Here is a 17,797-nt window from a genome sequence, read left to right on the forward strand (position 1 = left end):
ACCTCAGCACGACTTCCCCGACAGCGAAGGAACAGCGTGGCTTCCGCATCCGATCGCAATCCGATCATCATTGGCGGCCTCCCGAGTCAGGTCCCGGACTTCGATCCGGAGGAGACCCAGGAGTGGCTCGACTCCCTGGACGCAGCGGTCGACGAGCGGGGCCGTGAACGCGCCCGCTACCTCATGCTGCGGCTGATCGAGCGGGCGCGCGAGAAGCGTGTGGCCGTGCCCGAGATGCGCAGCACGGACTACGTCAACACGATCGCCACCAAGGACGAGCCGTTCTTCCCCGGGAACGAGGAGATCGAGCGCAAGGTCCTGAACGCCACCCGGTGGAACGCGGCCGTCATGGTCTCGCGCGCCCAGCGTCCCGGGATCGGCGTCGGCGGCCACATCGCGACCTTCGCCTCCTCCGCCTCCCTCTACGACGTGGGCTTCAACCACTTCTTCCGGGGCAAGGACGAGGGCGACGGCGGCGACCAGATCTTCTTCCAGGGCCACGCCTCCCCCGGCATCTACGCCCGCGCCTACCTCCTGGACCGGCTCACCGAGCAGCAGCTCGACGCGTTCCGCCAGGAGAAGTCGAAGGCCCCGTACGGCCTCTCCAGCTACCCGCACCCGCGGCTGATGCCGGACTTCTGGGAGTTCCCGACGGTCTCGATGGGCCTCGGCCCGCTGGGGGCGATCTACCAGGCCCGGATGAACCGGTACATGGAGGCGCGCGGGATCGCGGACACCTCCAGGTCCCACGTCTGGGCGTATCTCGGCGACGGCGAGATGGACGAGCCCGAGTCGCTCGGCCAGCTGTCGATCGCCGCCCGCGAGGGCCTGGACAACCTGACCTTCGTCGTGAACTGCAACCTGCAGCGCCTCGACGGTCCGGTGCGCGGCAACGGCAAGATCATCCAGGAGCTGGAGTCGCAGTTCCGGGGCGCCGGCTGGAACGTGATCAAGCTGATCTGGGACCGCTCCTGGGACCCGCTGCTGGCCCAGGACCGTGACGGCATCCTGGTCAACAAGATGAACTCCACCCCCGACGGGCAGTTCCAGACGTACGCCACCGAGTCGGGCGCGTACATCCGCGAGCACTTCTTCGGCGGGGACCAGCGGCTGCGCGCCATGGTCGAGAACATGACCGACTACCAGATCCAGCACCTGGGCCGCGGCGGTCACGACCACAAGAAGGTCTACGCGGCGTATGCGGCGGCCAAGGCGCACAAGGGCCAGCCGACGGTGATCCTGGCGCAGACGGTCAAGGGCTGGACGCTGGGTCCGAACTTCGAGGGCCGCAACGCCACGCACCAGATGAAGAAGCTGACGGTCGACGACCTCAAGGGCTTCCGCGACCGGCTGCACATCCCGATCACGGACGCGCAGCTGGAGAGCGGCGCGCCGCCGTACTACCACCCGGGCCGCAATTCGCCCGAGATCCAGTACATGCACGACCAGCGCAGTGCGCACGGCGGCTACGTGCCGACCCGTGTGGTGCGCGCCAAGCCGCTGCCGCTGCCGGACGAGAAGACCTACGCGGCGGCGAAGAAGGGCTCGGGCCACCAGTCGATCGCCACCACGATGGCCTTCGTCCGCATCCTCAAGGACCTGATGCGGGACAAGGAGATCGGCAAGCGGTTCGTGCTGATCGCGCCCGACGAGTACCGGACCTTCGGTATGGACGCCTTCTTCCCGAGCGCCAAGATCTACAACCCGCTGGGCCAGCAGTACGAGGCGGTCGACCGCGACCTGCTGCTCGCGTACAAGGAGTCCCCGACGGGCCAGATGCTGCACGACGGCATCTCGGAGGCGGGCTGCACGGCCTCGCTGATCGCGGCGGGTTCGGCGTACGCGACGCACGGCGAGCCGCTGATCCCGGTCTACGTCTTCTACTCGATGTTCGGTTTCCAGCGCACGGGTGACCAGTTCTGGCAGATGGCCGACCAGCTGGCGCGCGGTTTCGTGCTGGGTGCGACCGCCGGGCGGACCACCCTCACGGGTGAGGGCCTGCAGCACGCGGACGGTCACTCCCAGCTGCTGGCCTCGACGAACCCGGGCTGTGTGGCGTACGACCCGGCCTACGGGTACGAGATCGCGCACATCGTCCAGGACGGTCTGCGCCGGATGTACGGCCCGGAGGCGGAGGACGTCTTCTACTACCTGACCGTCTACAACGAGCCGATCCAGCACCCGGCGGAGCCGGCGGACGTGGACGTGGACGGCATCCTCAAGGGCATCCACCGCGTCTCGCAGGGCACCGCGGGCGGCATCGGGGCGCAGATCATGGCGTCCGGCGTGGCGGTGCCGTGGGCGCTGGAGGCGCAGCGGATCCTCGCCGAGGAGTGGAACGTCCGGGCGGACGTCTGGTCGGCGACCTCCTGGAACGAGCTGCGGCGCGAGGCCGTCGAGGTGGAGGAGTACAACCTGCTCCACCCGGAGGAGGAGCAGCGCGTGCCGTATGTGACGCGGAAGCTGTCGGGCGCCGAGGGGCCGTTCGTGGCGGTCTCGGACTGGATGCGCTCCGTTCCGGACCAGATCTCGCGGTGGGTGCCCGGCGCGTACACCTCGCTGGGCGCGGACGGTTTCGGCTTCGCGGACACGCGCGGTGCGGCCCGGCGCTTCTTCCACATCGACGCCCAGTCGGTGGTGCTGGCGACGCTGACCGAGCTGGCCAAGGCGGGGAAGGTGGACCGCTCGGTGCTGAAGCAGGCCGTCGACAAGTACCAGCTGCTCGACGTGGCGGCGGCGGACCCGGGCGCGGCCGGCGGCGACGCGTAGTCGCCTCGCGGCGGGCGTGGGCGCGGGTCCCGGCTCCGGCCGGGGCCCGCGCCCCTTTGTGCGTTGCCTACGATGCTCCGCATGAAGGAACCATCCCGCCGGCTGCTCTGGGAGCGGCGGAGCCAGACCCCGCTGCTCGTCCTCGCCGTGGCCTTCGCCGTGGCGTACGCCGTGCCCATCGTCGCTCCGGACGCCAGTGCGCGGGTGCACGGCGCCTGCACCGCTGTGGAGTGGGTGGTGTGGGGCGCCTTCGCCGCCGACTACCTGGTGCGGCTGGCCCTCTCCGAGGAGCGCGGGCGGTTCGTACGGACCCACTGGCTGGACCTGGCGGCCGTGGTGCTGCCGCTCGTGCAGCCGCTGCGGCTGCTGCGGCTCGTGGCCACCTTGCTGCTGGTGGGCCGGCGGGCCCGGATGGCCCCGCAGATCCAGCTGACGACGTACGTGGCCGGATCGGTCGTCGGGCTGATGATGTTCGGCTCGCTGGCGGTGCTGAGCGTGGAGCGGGACGCGCCCGACGGGAACATCAAGAACCTGGGCGACGCCGTGTGGTGGTCCTTCACCACGATGACGACGGTCGGGTACGGCGACCACTCGCCCACCACCGGCCTCGGCCGGGTCCTGGCGGTCGGCCTGATGCTGTCCGGGATCGCCCTGCTCGGTGTGGTGACCGCCAACATCGCGGCGTGGTTCATCTCCCGCTTCGAGCGCGACGACCAGGCGGAGCGGCTCCAGCTGGCGGCGATCCTGGAACTCCAGGCGGAGGTACGGGCGCTGCGCGGCGAGGTCGCCCGGCTGGGCGGGACGGCGGCCCCGGCCACCGCCCCGCCGGCGCAGCGCGGGGCTACCGCTCCCACACCTTGAAGGCGCGTACCTGGTACGGGGACTGGGGCAGCCAGACCCCGTCGCCCGGATAGGTCTGGAACTCGCCGGTCTCCGCGCACTCCGCCGACTGGTAGGTGGTGACCGGCCGCCCGGTCCGGTTGACCAGAGACTGGGCGCTGGTGCCGGCGGGCAGGGCGGTGCAGCTGTTGATGTCCAGGGTGCTCAGCTCGTGGGTCTGCCGGGTGCCCTTGAAGTCCGGCTTCGCCCACAGGCACAGCTGTCCGCTCGCACAGGCCCCGAGGCCCGGCGGGCCCGCGGCGTGCGCCGTACCGGCGGCGGTCGGGATGAGGGCGGTGAGGGCCAGGGCGGTCGCGGCGAGGGTGGCGGTGACGCGGGCGGTGGTGGCTCGGGCGGTGGTGGCTCGGGCGGGGATGACGCGGGCGGGGATGACGCGGGTGATTCCACACGTACGCATGACGGGTCAACTCCTTGTGGACGGCGGGCGCCCGGACCGCTTCCGGTGCTCCGCCGACACCACGCTGACCTGCGGTGACGGTCGTACGGAAGAGGGGCCGGCCGGGTCCACCCTGATAGGCGACAGCCCGGGCGGAACCGTCCGGCGGGCCGTCCACCCGTACGGAGTTGACCCCTCCGGAAGCCCTAGCGGCGGGCCCGCGCCCGCCCCGGTACGGCTGCGGACGCCGTTCACGGCCGACCCGAACGTGTCATCCGCGACCCCCCGATCGCGTGACCGGACGGGGTCGCCGCGCCTTCGCGAAACGGCTCGGCGGATCGGCCGCCGCGCCGTCGGTCACGGGTACTCTGACCGCCCTCGGCGTCAGAAAGGAGCCCGGCGGTGACGATCGAGGAGCGGACGGCGCCGGCCGCCCCGGCGGCCGCGGTGACCGGGGGGACCGCGGGGACCGGGGGGACCGCGGTGACCGGGGGGACCGGGGGGACCGCGGTGACCGGGGAGACCGGACTGCGCGAACGCAAGAAACGGCGCACCCGGAGCGCGCTGCTGCGCGCCGCCCTCGTGCTCTTCGTGTCCCAGGGGTACGAGCGCACCACCGTCGACGAGATCACCGCCGCGGTGGCCGTGTCCCAGCGCACCTTCTTCCGCTACTTCGCCAACAAGGAAGAGGTCGTCTTCGCCGTCCAGGACCTGATGGAGTCGCACTTCGTCGCGGAGTTGCACGCCCGGCCGCCGGCCGAGGGGCCCCTCGAAGCCCTGCGGGGCGCCGTGCTCGCCGCGTGGGACACGGTCGACGGTGCCCTCGGCGGGGTGGTCCCGGTCGACCTCTACATGCGCAGCTACCGGCTGATCGAGTCCACGCCGGCCCTGCTCGCCGTGCACCTGCGGCGCTCCACGGGCCTGGAGGAGCGGATCTCCCGGCTGATCGCCGCCCGCGAGGGCCTGGACGTGGACGCCGACCCGCGGCCCCGGGTGGCCGTCGCCGCGTTCTTCGGAGTGATGAGGGTCACGGGGCGGCTCTGGGGGCAGGGGGACGACACCAGCGTGGAGGCGATCCGCCGGCTGACGGACACGTACCTCGACGGCATCACCCCAGCTCTGGCAGGACGCTGGCGCTGAGTCACCACCGAAAAGCGGCATTCCGGATCTTCCCCCCGAAGTTCGGCGGCGCGGGCTCCACCCCGTACGGGGTCCCACGGTCGGGCGTGAACCCCGTCACCCGGCGCGCCGCGGCCGGAATCGGTCTCCTAGGCTGGTCCCAGTGAATCTGCCCGGCCTCGCCCACCCCACCGTTCCCGGCGCCGACCCGCGCCCGGCCGCCCTGCGCACCCTGCTCGCGCTGGCGGTCGTCTTCATCATGCTGGCGACGACCGGCTGGACGGCCGTGCACCGGCCCGAGGGGGGCACCCCGCTGCGGGCCGCCGCCCTCGACGCCTGGTCCACGGCCCTGTTGGACGGCCGCCCGGTGCCGCCGGCGGACGCCCCCGTGCGGACGGTGGCCCGCTTCTTCGCCGCCCTCGACGGTGCGCAGCGGGCCCGTCTGGCCGACGGTCACCCGCTCGTCGTGGGCAACCTCGACGGGGCGCCGGTCACCACGCGCTACCGGGCCAACCAACGCGGCCTGGAGAAGGCCCGCCTGGTGGAGGAGGCCCGCAGCCGCGACGTCGCGCTGACCCCGGCCGACCGGGCCGAGGCCACCCGGCGTTCCCACCGCTTCGCCTCGCTCGCCGAGCCGGGCCGGCAGATCCTCGCCTTCGACCCCACCGGCGGCGGCCGGGTGGCCGAGGTCTTCGGCGACCTCGACGAAGCCGAGCGGGTCTCGGTGATCGTTCCGGGCGTGGACACCGACCTCCTCACCTTCGAGCGCACCCAGCGCCGGCTGACCTCCCCGGTCGGCATGGCCGAGGCGCTGTACGGGGCCGAGCGGGCGGCCTCGCCGAAGAGCCGGACGGCGGTCATCGCCTGGGCCGGCTACACCTCCCCCACCGGGGTCGGCGTGGACGCCGCCACGGGCCGGATGGCCTTCGACGGCGCCGTCCGCCTGAAGGACCTGACGGTGTCCCTGCCCGGGAACTCCAGCGTGGCGCTGTTCTGCCACAGCTACGGGTCGGTGGTGTGCGGGGTCGCCGCACGCGAGCTGCCCAGGCGGGTCACGGACGTGGTGGTGGCGGGCAGCCCCGGCATGCGGGCGGAGAACGTCCAGGACCTGCGCACCTCGGCCCGGGTCTGGGCGACCCGCGACGAGGGCGACTGGATCGCGGACGTGCCGCACCTGGAGCTCGGCGGTGTGGGCCACGGCGCCGATCCGGTGTCCCCGGAGTTCGGCGCGCGGCTGCTCTCCTCGGCCAGGGCCAAGAGCCACACCGGCTATTTCGCGCCAGGTACGGATTCGGTCGCCAACTTCGCCAAGATCGGAACCGGCAGCTTCGCTTCCATTGTGTGCGCGACCGGCGACGACGTGTGCCGACGCGGAATTTCCGGGACAGAGCAGGACTGACGCGCGTAGAGGCGCGGAAATCGGCCACTGCATCGAGGGGGACGCACGGGGGTGGCTCCCTTTACCATGTGGCGCATGGGTGACGTACTGGCCGGAAACCATGCCGTCTGGGAGTTCGACTCGGACTCGGTGCTCATCCGCTTCGCACGGGGGATGCGAACGCCGAGACTGTGGCAAGCGCTGGGTTCGCGCCGGATTCCCCTGGAAGCGGTGTCCACCGTGACCGTGACCGCCGGAAGGCGGGACACGGTGGTTCTGCGTGCCGTCCCGCGCCCCGGCGCCGATCCGCTGATGGAGGCCGCCGCGGGTCAGCTCAAGGAGGCGTGCGACCCGTACCGGATGGTGCTGCCGGGCGAGCGCGCGACATCGGCCGCGGCGTTCGCCGCCGCCCTGCGCTCCCGGCTCGGGCCGGACGCCGCCGAGCCGGCCCCGCGCTTCCTGGTCGACGTACCGGAGCCGCCGCTCCAGCTGAAGGCGCACGACGCGCGGGTGGGCTTCGACGGCTCCTCGGTCGCCTTCCAGTGGTCGCGCACCGGCGCCACGGGCACGAAGTGGAAGGCGGGCGACCAGCAGTACCCGCTGGCCGAGCTGGCCGGCGTCGAATGGCGCTCCCCGGGCGGCGCCGGCGGTCACCTGCGGCTGCTGCTGCGCGAGCCCCGGCAGACCCCGGCCGACCCCCGCCCCGACCACGACCTCTCGACGGCCGTCTTCGGCGTGGGCTACGGGGCGGTGCACGAGTCGCTGCCGTTCGCCGCGGCCGTCCTGGCCGCCACGCGCAGCCGCACCCCGGTCGCCGCGGCCCGCGGCCGCTCCGGCGACGAGCGGCTGCGGCACCTGAGCGAGCTCTACTCGGCCGGCCTCCTGACCGACGTCGAGTACGCCACCCTCCGAGACCGCTTCACCGCCGAGTCGCACCAGTAGCACCAGTCGCCCTCAACACGCCCGGGAGAAAAGCCCGTTGACATGCGGTGCCCCGCGCGGCACCCTTTCACTACTTGACTAGTGAAAGGGTGCTGGACGTGCTGGAGTACCGCATCGACCGGCGCAGCGGCATGGCCACCTACCTGCAGATCGTCCACCAGACCAAGCAGGCCCTGCGCCTGGGCCTGCTTGCACCCGGCGATCAGCTGCCCACCGCGCGCGAGGTCGTCGAGGCGACGGCCATCAACCCGAACACGGTGCTCAAGGCCTATCGGGAGCTGGAGCGCGAGGGCCTGGTGGAGGGACGCCGGGGCATGGGCACCTTCGTGCGCAGGTCCCTGGGGGGCGCCCCGGCCGACTCGCCCCTGCGCGCGGAACTGGCCGAGTGGGCACGGCGCGCGAGCGCCGCGGGGATGGAACGGGACGACGTGGCCGCGCTCTTCACTTCCGTACTGGACCAACACTTCAAGGGGGACGACACGTGACGGACGATCCGGTGATCGAGGCGACGGGGCTGGGCGTGCGCTACGCACGACGGCGCGGCTGGGCCCTGCGCGACTGCTCCTTCCGGCTGCCGGCCCACAGCGTGTGCGCGCTCGTCGGCCCCAACGGCGCGGGCAAGTCGACCCTGCTGGCGCTCGCCGCGGGCCTGCTCCGCCCGACCGAGGGCACCATCGGCGCACCGCCGCGCGAGGAGACGGCGTACGTCGGCCAGGACAAGCCCCTCTATCCGCAGCTGACCGTGGACGAGACCCTCCGCATGGGACGCGAGCTCAACCCGGGCCGCTGGGACGCGCAGAGCGCCGAGCGGATCGTCGGGGAGGGCGGCCTCGACGGCAGCGCCCGGATCCGGTCCCTCTCCGGCGGCCAGCGCACCCGGGTCGCCCTGGCCCTCGCCCTCGGCAAACGCCCCAGCCTGCTCCTGCTGGACGAACCGATGGCGGACCTCGACCCACTGGCCCGGCACCGGCTGATGGGGGCGCTGATGGCCGACGCCGCCGACCACGGCACGTCCGTGGTGATGTCCTCGCACATCGTCGCCGAACTGGAGAACGTCTGCGACCACCTGCTGCTCGTCGACGGCGGCCGCATCCGTCTCTCCGGCCCTGTCGACGACATCGTCGCGGCACACCGGCTGGTCACCGGACCCGCAGCGGCCGTCGACGACCTGGCATCCCACACCGTCGTCGAGTCACGGACGAGCGGACGCCTGCTCACGGCCCTCGCGAGGCCGCACGGCCCGCTCGACGCCGGCACCTGGCAGACGGCCCACCCGTCACTGGAGGAACTCCTGCTCGCCCATCTGCGCTCCCCCGGCGCGCCGGCCCTCACCATCGGCCCCCGCACCGCCGAGGCGGTGCGGGCATGAGCATGCTGACCCTGAAGGGCCCGCACTGGGTCACCGTCCGCCAGCACCGGCTCGCGCTGTGGGCCCTGGCCGCCGCCGTCGCCGCGAGCCTGGCCGCTGTGGTCGCGCTCCGGTGGCAGGCCGCCGGGGCGAGCGCCCCGACCGGCACCGACCCGTTGCGCGACCTGCGGGAGCCCATGGGATACGGCGGGCTCGCCGCACTGCTCCTGCCCTTGCTGGCGGGGGCGTTCGTCGCCGGCCCGATGGTCGCCCGCGAACTGGAGAGCGGCACCTACCGCCTGGCCCTGACTCAGTCGTCGACGCCGAAGTCCTGGCTCGCCTCGAAGGTCGTCGCGGCGGCAGTGGCCGCCGTGGCCAGTGCGGCCGCCTTCGGCCAGATCCACCAGTTCGGCCGGCTGCCCCTTTCCGCCATGGACCACTACTCGTGGTCGGAACCGGGGCCCTACGCGACGCTGGGCACGGTGCTCCCCGCGTACTGCCTCCTCGGCGTGGCCGTCGGAGCACTGGTGGGCCAGCTCGTACGGCGCACGGTCGCCGCGATGGCGGTCACCGGGCTGGTCACCGGCCTGGTGATGGCGGTGCTCGGCGCCCTGCGCTGGTCCTTCCTGTCCACCCGGACCGTCACCTCCCCCCTGGGGATCCCGTTTCCGCATCCGCCGCGGGACGCCTTCACCACCGACTTCGGCTTCATCACGTCCTCCGGCGGGCGCCTGCCCGAATGGGCCTGCCCGCGCTCCAGCAGCCACGACCTGTGCCCCGCCGAACTGGATGTGACCAGGCAGTACGTCGACTACCACCCGTACGCCCACTACTGGCCGACCCAGTCCGTCGAGACGGGCATCGTCCTGGTCCTGGCCGCCCTCGCCCTCTGGGGTGCCTTCGCGGTGCTGCGGAAGCGCCACCCCTGAGGGGACGGGCCGCGGTCACTCCTCCCGGGCCGCCGAGGTGAAGGTCATGTCCGGGTAGCGGTCCCCGGCGACCTGCGCCGCGATCGGCTCCAGCAGCGCCAGCTGCGCCGGCGTGAGCGTGATCCGGGCCGCCGCGACGTTCTCGCGCAGTCGCTCCGCCCGGCGGGTGCCCGGGATCGGGACCACGGTCAGCCCGTGCACCGCCGCACGCTGCTGGACCCAGGCGAGGGCGATCTGCGCGGGGGTCGCACCCAGCTCCCGTGCGATCTCCCGGACCGGGTCCAGCAACGCCGCGTTGGCCTTCGCGTTGTCGCCGGTGAACCGCGGCTGGTGGCGCCGGAAGTCGTCCCGCGACAGCTCGGCCGACGCGTCCGCGAAGGCCCCGGTCAGGAAGCCCCGGCCGAGCGGGGAGTACGGCACGAAGGCCACGCCCAGCTCCGCCGCCGCGGCCACCGCGCTGCGCTCCACGTCCCGGCTGAACAGCGACCACTCCGACTGGAGCGCCGCGATCGGGTGCACGGCGTGCGCCTCGCGCAGCTCCGCGCCGGTGACCTCGCTCAGCCCGAGGTGGCGCACCTTGCCCTCCCGCACCAGCTCCGCCATGGCGCCCACCGACTCGGCGAACGGGACGGCCGGGTCGCGCCGGTGCATGTAGTAGAGGTCGATGACGTCCACGCCGAGCCGGCGCAGGCTGCCCTCGACGGAGGCGCGGACGTACGCGCGGTCGTTGCGGACGCCCCGGTAGGCCGGGTCGTCATTGCGCTCCATGGCGAACTTCGTCGCCAGCGTGATCCCGTCCCGGTGCGCGGCCACGAACGGGGCCAGGAACTCCTCGTTGCGGCCGCGGCCGTAGACGTCCGCCGTGTCGAAGAGGGTGACCCCGGCGTCCAGCGCCGCCTCCAGGGTCTCCCGGGCGGCCGGCTCGTCGGTGTCGCCGTAGAACTCGCTCATGCCCATGCAGCCCAGGCCCTGGACGCCGACCAGCGGGCCGCCCCTGCCGAGTTCGGCCTGCTCCAGGGTGTCTGCGTACTCCGTCATTGCCGTCCCTTCCCCGAGACCGTCTTCATCGCGTACATGTCGATCTTGTAATCCAGTACGGCCAGCGCGTCCGTCAGCTCCGCCATCCGCGCCCGCACCTCGCTCCGTGTCCGTTCCAGCAGGTCACGGCGTTCCCCGACGGTGTGCTCGCCCTCGCGGACCAGCTCGGCGTAGCGGACCATGTCCGCCACCGACATCCCCGTGGCGCGCAGCTTGCCCACGAAGCCCAGCCAGTCGAGGTCCTTGTCGGTGAAGCGCCGCTGACCCGAGTGCGAGCGGTCCACGTGCGGCATCAGGCCGATCCGCTCGTACCAGCGCAGGGTGTGCCGGCTCAGACCGGTCCGGGCCTCCACCTCGCTGATCGTGTACCGCGTCTGCGTCAGGCTCTGGCTCCGGCTCCCGCTCTGGCTCATGGCCCCACGCTAGAACCCTCGAGTGCACTCCAAGCAAGTAGGCTCGGCCGCATGGACAGCAAGGACGCCGTGAGCGGCATGGAAAGCCTGCGGATCATCGAGACCTGGCCCGTGGACACCGCCGCCGCGGCCGTCGTACGTGCCGACGGGAGCCTCGCCGGCTCGCACGGGCCCGTCGACCACCGCTTCGCGCTGGCGTCGGTCACCAAGCCGCTCGCCGCGTACGCCGCCCTCGTCGCGTACGAGGAAGGGGCGATCGAGCTGGACGAACCGGCCGGGCCCGAAGGGTCGACGGTCCGTCACCTGCTCGCGCACACCAGCGGCCTGGCCTTCGACGAGCACCGCGCCATGGCCGCGCCCGGTACCCGCCGGCTGTACTCGAACGCGGGCTTCGAGGAGCTCGGCGACCACATCGCCAAGGCCACCGGCATCCCCTTCGCGGAGTACGTGCACCAGGCCGTCTTCGAGCCGCTGGGCATGGCGTCGACCACCCTGGACGGGTCGCCCGCCAAGGACGGCGTCTCCACCGTCTCCGACCTGCTGCGCTTCGCCGCCGAACTGCAGGCGCCCCGGCTGCTCGACGTCCGCACCGTCGCCGAGGCCACCTCCGTCGTCCACCCGGGGCTCAAGGGCGTCCTGCCGGGGTACGGCAGCCAGTCCCCCAACGACTGGGGCCTCGGCATGGAGATCCGCGACGGCAAGTCCCCGCACTGGACGGGCCTGACCTCCTCCCCGCGTACCTTCGGCCACTTCGGCCAGGCCGGCACCTTCCTGTGGGTGGACCCGGACGCGCGCGCCGCGTGCGTGGCGCTGACGGACCGGCCCTTCGGCCCGTGGGCGACCGAGGCCTGGACCCCGTTCACCGACGCGGTCCTGACCGAACTGCGCTCCGCCTGAGCGGGGGCGTGCAGGGACACCCCTTAGCCCGGCAGTTCCCAGATCAGCAGTTCCCCCGGGGACCCGGCGACGATCTCCAGCCCCTTCTCGGCGGTGATCCGCGCCGAGTCCCCCGGGCCCAGCTCCGCCCCGTCCAGCCGCAGGTCCCCGCGTACGACGTGCAGGTACACCCGCTCGGCGGCCGGTACGGCGACCCGCTCGCCCGCGCCCGGCCGCCGCACGTGCAGCGCGGCCCCGGCCGCGCGGACCTCGTAGGGCGTGCCGTCGGGGACGCCCCGCAGCACCTCGTACGAGGGGTCGCCGCCCGCGGCGAGCGGCGAGAGCCACATCTGCACGAAGCGCAGCGGCCGGTCGCCGTCGTTGCGCTCGACGTGGCGCGCCCCGGATCCGGCGCTGAGCCGCTGCACGTCACCGGGCCGGACGAGGCTCTTCTCCCCGGTGCTGTCCTGGTGGGTGAGCTCGCCGTCGATCACCCAGGTCACGATCTCGGTGTGGCTGTGCGGGTGCTCGTCGAAGCCCGCGCCGGCCGCGAGGGTCTCCTCGTTGCAGGCCAGGACGGGACCGAAGCGCAGGTTGTCCGGGTCGTAGAAGGACCCGAAGGAGAAGGCGTGCCGGGTGGTGATCCCGGCGGCCGGGTCCCCTCCCTCGTACCGTTCGGCGCCTCGGCGTACATCAATCATGAGGGCCACGGTAGCCCCAGCCGCGGGACGGGGCCGGGCGCGGACACGGGACCGGACTCGGCGCAGCCCTCCCGATAAGGCAGTCTTGTCCCGTGCCTCAACCCGAACGTGAGCATTCCCCCGCCACACACTCCGCGCATCCCGTTCCCGCGCATCCGCACGCCGCGACGCTGCGCCGTCTGGAGAAGTCCTCCGGCCGGCTCGCCGCCAACGCGATCGCGCGCATGGACGAGACCCTGCCGTGGTACCGGGCGATGCCACCCGAGAACCGCTCGTGGATCGGCCTCGTCGCGCAGGCCGGTATCGCCGCGTTCACCGAGTGGTTCCGGCATCCGGAGACCCCGCAGGCGATCTCCACCGATGTCTTCGGTACGGCTCCGCGCGAGCTGACCCGGGCGATCACCCTGCGCCAGACCGTCGAGATGGTGCGCACCACGATCGAGGTCATGGAGACCGCGATCGAGGAGGTCGCGGCCCCCGGTGACGAGTCGATCCTGCGTGAGGCGCTGCTGGTGTACGCGCGGGAGATCGCCTTCGCGACCGCCCAGGTGTACGCGCAGGCCGCCGAGGCGCGCGGGGCGTGGGACGCCCGGCTGGAGTCCCTGGTGGTCAACGCGGTGCTGTCGGGCGAGGCCGACGAGGGCGCGCTGTCTCGGGCGGCGGCGCTGGGCTGGAACTCCCCGGAGCACGTGTGCGTGGTGCTGGGCACCGCGCCCGAGGGCGACAGCGAGCTGACGGTCGAGGCGATCCGGCGCGCGGCCCGCCACCACAAGCTGCAGGTCCTGACGGGGGTGCTCGGGGACCGTCTGGTCGTGATCGCGGGTGGCAGCGACAACCCGATGCAGGTGGCGAAGTCCCTGATCGGGCCGTTCGCCGCGGGTCCGGTGGTGGCCGGCCCGGTGGTGGCCGACCTGCTGAACGCGACGAAGTCGGCGCAGGCCGCCGCGGCCGGGCTGAAGGCCTGTACGGCGTGGCAGGACGCGCCGCGGCCGGTCCTGGCGGATGATCTCCTGCCGGAACGCGCGATCGCCTCCGATCCGGCAGCCAGGGAACAACTGGTGGAGGAGATCTACAGACCGCTTGAGGAGGCGGGGTCAGCACTGCTGGAGACGTTGAGCGTCTACCTGGAGCAGGCGAGCAGCCTCGAAGGGGCTGCCCGGATGCTGTTCGTGCACCCCAATACGGTGCGCTACCGGCTGCGACGTGTGACCGACGTCACCGGATGGTCGCCGTCCGATGTCCGATCGGCGTTCACCCTGCGGATCGCCCTGATTCTGGGGCGTCTGGCCGACGGCGACACGCAGTCCTAGCATTTTGTTGGACATCAACAATTACCCCGACGGTTCTTGGTCCCTGTCCCCACGGGCGGCAGGGACCATCCACAAGAGAGAGTGTGAGGGTGCTCGTACTCGTCGCTCCCGGCCAAGGCGCTCAGACGCCCGGCTTCTTGACTCCCTGGCTCGACCTCCCCGGTGCCGCTGACCGCGTCGCCGAGTGGTCGGACGCCCTCAAGCTGGACCTCGCCCGCTACGGCACGACGGCCGACGCCGAGGAGATCCGCGACACCGCGGTGGCCCAGCCCCTGCTGGTGGCCGCCGGTCTGCTGTCCGCCTCCGCGCTGGGTTCCACCTCGTCCTTCGGGGCCGTCGCCGGCCACAGCGTCGGTGAGATCACCGCCGCGGCCATCGCCGGCGTACTGCCCGAGAAGGACGCGCTGTCGTTCGTCCGGACCCGCGGGCTGGGCATGGCGGAGGCCGCCGCCGTCACCGAGACGGGCATGGCCGCGGTGCTCGGCGGGGAACCCGCCGTAGTCGTCGCACACCTCGAGAAGCTCGGCCTGACCCCGGCCAACATCAACGGCGCGGGCCAGATCGTGGCCGCCGGCACGATGGAGCAGATCGAAGCCCTGCAGGCCGACAAGCCCGAGGGTTCCATGAAGGTCGTTCCCCTCAAGGTCGCGGGCGCCTTCCACACGCACCACATGGCCCCCGCGGTCGCCGAGCTGGAGAAGGCCGCCGAGGCCCTGTCCCCGGCCGACCCGGCCCTGAAGTACGTCTCGAACAAGGACGGCCTCGTCGTCGCCACGGGTGCCGACGTCGTCGCCCGCCTGGTCGGCCAGGTCGCGAACCCGGTCCGCTGGGACCTGTGCATGGAGACGTTCGCCGAACTGGGCGTCACGGGGATCATCGAGCTGTCCCCCGGCGGCACCCTGACGGGTCTGGCCAAGCGCGCGCTGAAGGGCGTACCGAGCGTGGCGCTGAAGACCCCGGACGATCTCGAGAAGGCCGCGGCGCTGGTCGCCGAACTGACGGTCTGAGAGAAGGAGCCCACACAGCATGTCCAAGATCAAGCCGGCCAAGGGCTCCCCCTACGCCCGCATCCTCGGTGTCGGCGGCTACCGCCCGACCCGTGTGGTGCCCAACGAGGTCATCCTCGAGACCATCGACTCGTCCGACGAGTGGATCCGTTCCCGCTCCGGTATCGCGACCCGGCACTGGGCCTCGCCCCAGGAGACCGTCGCCGCGATGTCGGTGGAGGCCTCGGGCAAGGCGCTGGCCGACGCCGGTGTGGCCCCCGAGCGGATCGGTGCGGTGATCGTCTCCACGGTCTCGCACTTCAAGCAGACCCCGGCCGTCGCGACCGAGATCGCGCACCGGATCGGCGCGGTCAAGCCCGCCGCCTTCGACATCTCCGCGGGCTGTGCCGGTTTCGGCTACGGCCTGACGCTCGCCAAGGGCATGGTCGTGGAGGGTTCCGCGGAGTACGTCCTCGTCATCGGCGTGGAGCGGCTCTCGGACCTCACGGACCTGGAGGACCGCGCGACGGCCTTCCTGTTCGGTGACGGCGCCGGCGCCGTCGTCGTCGGTCCCTCGGACGAGCCGGCCATCGGCCCCACGGTGTGGGGTTCGGAGGGCGACAAGTCCGACACGATCAAGCAGACCGTGCCGTGGGACGAGTACCTCGGCAAGGACGCCGGAGAGAAGTTCCCGGCCATCACGCAGGAGGGTCAGGCGGTCTTCCGCTGGGCCGTCTTCGAGATGGCCAAGGTGGCCCAGCAGGCGCTCGACGCCGCCGGGATCACCGCGGACGACCTGGACGTCTTCATCCCGCACCAGGCGAACATGCGGATCATCGATTCGATGGTGAAGACTCTGAAGCTGCCGGAGCACGTCACGGTCGCCCGTGACGTGGAGACCACCGGCAACACCTCGGCCGCCTCGATCCCGCTCGCCATGGAGCGGCTCCTGGCGACCGGAGCGGCGAAGAGCGGCGACACCGCGCTCGTCATCGGCTTCGGGGCGGGGCTCGTCTACGCCGCGACGGTCGTTACCCTCCCCTAGGGCCGGGATCCGCATCCCGGTCTGTCTTACCCAGTTACCCAGAGAAGGAGCGCCACATGGCCGCCACGCAGCAGGAGATCGTCGAGGGCCTCGCCGAGATCGTCAACGAGATCGCGGGCATCCCGGTCGAGGACGTCGAGATCGACAAGTCCTTCACCGACGACCTGGACGTCGACTCCCTGTCCATGGTCGAGGTCGTCGTCGCCGCCGAAGAGCGCTTCGACGTCAAGATCCCGGACGAGGACGTCAAGAACCTCAAGACGGTCGGCGACGCCGCGGACTACATCCTGAAGCACCAGGCCTGAGCCTGACGAGCGTTTGTCGCCACCCGGCGGTGGCGCCGTGACAATTCAGCACCCTCTGAGACGTGGAGAAAGAATTCCTGTGAGCCCGACCAATCGCACCGTGGTCGTCACCGGTATCGGCGCAACCACTCCGCTGGGTGGCGACAGCGCTTCGACCTGGGAAGGTCTGCTCGCCGGCCGTTCCGGCGTCAAGCCCCTGGAGGGCGAGCGCTTCGCCGAACTCCCGGTACGGATCGCCGCCCCGGTCGCCGTGGACCCGAGTGAGGTCCTGCCCCGGCCGCTGGCCCGCAAGCTGGACCGCTCGGCGCAGTTCGCCGTCATCGCGGCCCGCGAGGCGTGGGCCGACGCCGGCTACACCGCCCCGGCGGGCGAGGACGAGTCCGTCGCGCCCGACCGCCTGGGCACCGTGATCGCCTCCGGTATCGGCGGTGTCACCACTCTGCTCGACCAGTACGACGTACTGAAGGAAAAGGGTGTGCGCCGGGTCTCCCCGCACACCGTCCCCATGCTCATGCCGAACGGCCCGTCGGCCAACGTCGGCCTCGAGGTCAACGCCCAGGCGGGCGTGCACACCCCGGTCAGCGCCTGCGCGTCCGGCGCCGAGGCCATCGGCTACGCCGTCGAGATGATCCGTACCGGCCGCGCCGACGTGGTCGTCGCGGGCGGCACCGAGGCCGCGATCCACCCGCTGCCGATCGCCGCCTTCGCCAACATGATGGCGATGTCGAAGAACAACGAGAGCCCGCAGACGGCCTCCCGTCCGTACGACAAGGCCCGTGACGGCTTCGTCCTGGGCGAGGGCGCGGGCGTCGTCGTCCTGGAGTCCGCCGAGCACGCCGCGAGGCGCGGCGCCCGGGTCTACTGCGAGGTGCTGGGCCAGGGCCTGTCCGCGGACAGCCACCACATCGCGCAGCCGGAGCCGACCGGCCGCGGTGTCGCTGCCGCGGTGCAGAACCTGCTCGACAACACGGGTCTCGACCCGGCCGAGCTGGTCCACGTCAACGCGCACGCCACGTCCACCCCGCAGGGTGACACGGCCGAGATCAAGGCCCTGCGCAAGGTCCTGGGCGACGACCTCGACCACATCGCGATCTCCGCGACCAAGTCGATGACCGGTCACCTCCTCGGTGGCGCGGGCGGCATCGAGACCGTCGCGACCGTGCTGGCGCTGTACCACCGCGTGGCCCCGCCGACGATCAACGTCGACGCGCTCGACGACGACATCGACGCGGACATCGTCGTGAACGAGCCGCGCAAGCTGCCGGCCGACGGCCCGATCTCCGCGATCAACAACTCCTTCGGCTTCGGCGGCCACAACGTCACCCTGGCGTTCCGCAGCGTCTGAACCGGTTCCCTGTGAAA

General features: G+C 72.1%; 18 protein-coding genes. 14 read left to right on the forward strand and 4 right to left on the reverse strand.

Translation table 11 applies throughout. The features are described 5' to 3' along the window. The first annotated feature begins 36 nt into the window (after window positions 1–36). Together aceE and NRK68_RS10875 are read left to right on the forward strand one after the other, a co-directional pair. The gene (aceE, locus tag NRK68_RS10870) at window positions 37–2,769 is read left to right on the forward strand and encodes a pyruvate dehydrogenase (acetyl-transferring), homodimeric type (protein WP_257855684.1); all 2,733 of its coding nucleotides are present in this window, start codon (window positions 37–39) and stop codon (window positions 2,767–2,769) included. An 81-nt stretch (window positions 2,770–2,850) separates the two neighbouring features. Next, complete coding sequence (locus tag NRK68_RS10875; RefSeq protein ID WP_257855685.1) at window positions 2,851–3,630, forward strand: potassium channel family protein; 780 nt, start codon at window positions 2,851–2,853, stop codon at window positions 3,628–3,630. Here the strand turns inward: NRK68_RS10875 and NRK68_RS10880 are convergent. After that, a complete protein-coding gene (locus NRK68_RS10880; protein WP_183065217.1) occupies window positions 3,611–4,066 on the reverse strand; it encodes a peptidase inhibitor family I36 protein in 456 nt (151 codons plus the stop codon). The two genes, NRK68_RS10875 and NRK68_RS10880, sit on opposite strands and share 20 nt — an antisense overlap. A 462-nt stretch (window positions 4,067–4,528) precedes the next feature. On the opposite strand from NRK68_RS10880, the gene NRK68_RS10885 reads away from it, so the two are divergent. The 6 genes from NRK68_RS10885 to NRK68_RS10910 all read left to right on the forward strand — a co-directional run bounded on the left by NRK68_RS10885 (window position 4,529) and on the right by NRK68_RS10910 (window position 9,761). Further along, complete coding sequence (locus NRK68_RS10885; protein ID WP_444465704.1) at window positions 4,529–5,185, forward strand: TetR/AcrR family transcriptional regulator; 657 nt, start codon at window positions 4,529–4,531, stop codon at window positions 5,183–5,185. Between the two features lie 148 nt (window positions 5,186–5,333). Then, a complete protein-coding gene (locus tag NRK68_RS10890) occupies window positions 5,334–6,563 on the forward strand; it encodes an alpha/beta hydrolase (RefSeq protein WP_257857818.1) in 1,230 nt (409 codons plus the stop codon). A gap of 75 nt (window positions 6,564–6,638) precedes the next feature. Then, window positions 6,639–7,484: a DUF4429 domain-containing protein gene (locus tag NRK68_RS10895; protein WP_183065218.1), complete on the forward strand. Its 846-nt coding sequence runs from the start codon at window positions 6,639–6,641 to the stop codon at window positions 7,482–7,484. Window positions 7,485–7,582: 98 nt separating this feature from the next. After that, window positions 7,583–7,969, forward strand: coding sequence for a GntR family transcriptional regulator (locus tag NRK68_RS10900; protein ID WP_257857819.1), 387 nt, complete (start codon window positions 7,583–7,585; stop codon window positions 7,967–7,969). Beyond that, window positions 7,966–8,853 carry an ABC transporter ATP-binding protein gene (locus tag NRK68_RS10905; protein WP_257855686.1) on the forward strand — a complete coding sequence of 296 codons (888 nt, stop codon included), beginning with the start codon at window positions 7,966–7,968 and terminating at the stop codon, window positions 8,851–8,853. Before NRK68_RS10900 ends, NRK68_RS10905 begins: the two co-directional genes overlap by 4 nt. Continuing rightward, window positions 8,850–9,761, forward strand: coding sequence for an ABC-2 membrane transporter-related protein (locus NRK68_RS10910; protein WP_257855687.1), 912 nt, complete (start codon window positions 8,850–8,852; stop codon window positions 9,759–9,761). Before NRK68_RS10905 ends, NRK68_RS10910 begins: the two co-directional genes overlap by 4 nt. Window positions 9,762–9,776: 15 nt before the next feature. Here the strand turns inward: NRK68_RS10910 and NRK68_RS10915 are convergent, their stop codons facing one another. Both NRK68_RS10915 and NRK68_RS10920 read right to left on the reverse strand, forming a co-directional pair. Further along, complete coding sequence (locus NRK68_RS10915; RefSeq protein ID WP_257855688.1) at window positions 9,777–10,799, reverse strand: aldo/keto reductase; 1,023 nt, start codon at window positions 10,797–10,799, stop codon at window positions 9,777–9,779. Beyond that, complete coding sequence (locus tag NRK68_RS10920; RefSeq protein WP_183065222.1) at window positions 10,796–11,212, reverse strand: MerR family transcriptional regulator; 417 nt, start codon at window positions 11,210–11,212, stop codon at window positions 10,796–10,798. Before NRK68_RS10920 ends, NRK68_RS10915 begins: the two co-directional genes overlap by 4 nt. 78 nt (window positions 11,213–11,290) lie before the next feature. Here NRK68_RS10920 and NRK68_RS10925 point away from each other — a divergent pair, with 78 nt between their 5' ends. Then, on the forward strand, window positions 11,291–12,109 hold the full coding sequence (locus NRK68_RS10925) for a serine hydrolase domain-containing protein (RefSeq protein WP_183065606.1): 819 nt from the start codon (window positions 11,291–11,293) through the stop codon (window positions 12,107–12,109). 23 nt (window positions 12,110–12,132) lie between these two features. On the opposite strand, the gene NRK68_RS10930 is transcribed toward NRK68_RS10925, so the two are convergent. Continuing rightward, a complete protein-coding gene (locus tag NRK68_RS10930; RefSeq protein ID WP_183065223.1) occupies window positions 12,133–12,789 on the reverse strand; it encodes a pirin family protein in 657 nt (218 codons plus the stop codon). Window positions 12,790–12,881: 92 nt separating this feature from the next. On the opposite strand from NRK68_RS10930, the gene NRK68_RS10935 reads away from it, so the two are divergent. From NRK68_RS10935 to fabF, 5 genes are all read left to right on the forward strand, one after another. Continuing rightward, on the forward strand, window positions 12,882–14,099 hold the full coding sequence (locus NRK68_RS10935) for a PucR family transcriptional regulator (RefSeq protein WP_183065224.1): 1,218 nt from the start codon (window positions 12,882–12,884) through the stop codon (window positions 14,097–14,099). 89 nt (window positions 14,100–14,188) lie between these two features. Next, entirely contained in the window at window positions 14,189–15,106 is a 918-nt protein-coding gene (locus NRK68_RS10940) for an ACP S-malonyltransferase (protein WP_183065225.1), read from the forward strand. Window positions 15,107–15,125: 19 nt separating this feature from the next. Further along, window positions 15,126–16,130, forward strand: coding sequence for a ketoacyl-ACP synthase III (locus NRK68_RS10945; protein ID WP_183065226.1), 1,005 nt, complete (start codon window positions 15,126–15,128; stop codon window positions 16,128–16,130). A gap of 56 nt (window positions 16,131–16,186) precedes the next feature. Then, window positions 16,187–16,435, forward strand: coding sequence for an acyl carrier protein (locus NRK68_RS10950; RefSeq protein ID WP_030657054.1), 249 nt, complete (start codon window positions 16,187–16,189; stop codon window positions 16,433–16,435). A gap of 79 nt (window positions 16,436–16,514) precedes the next feature. After that, entirely contained in the window at window positions 16,515–17,780 is a 1,266-nt protein-coding gene (gene fabF / locus NRK68_RS10955; protein ID WP_183065227.1) for a beta-ketoacyl-ACP synthase II, read from the forward strand. Window positions 17,781–17,797 lie beyond the last annotated feature (17 nt).

Source organism: Streptomyces yangpuensis (assembly GCF_024666385.1).
GTDB classification, from domain to species: Bacteria; Actinomycetota; Actinomycetes; order Streptomycetales; family Streptomycetaceae; genus Streptomyces; species Streptomyces yangpuensis.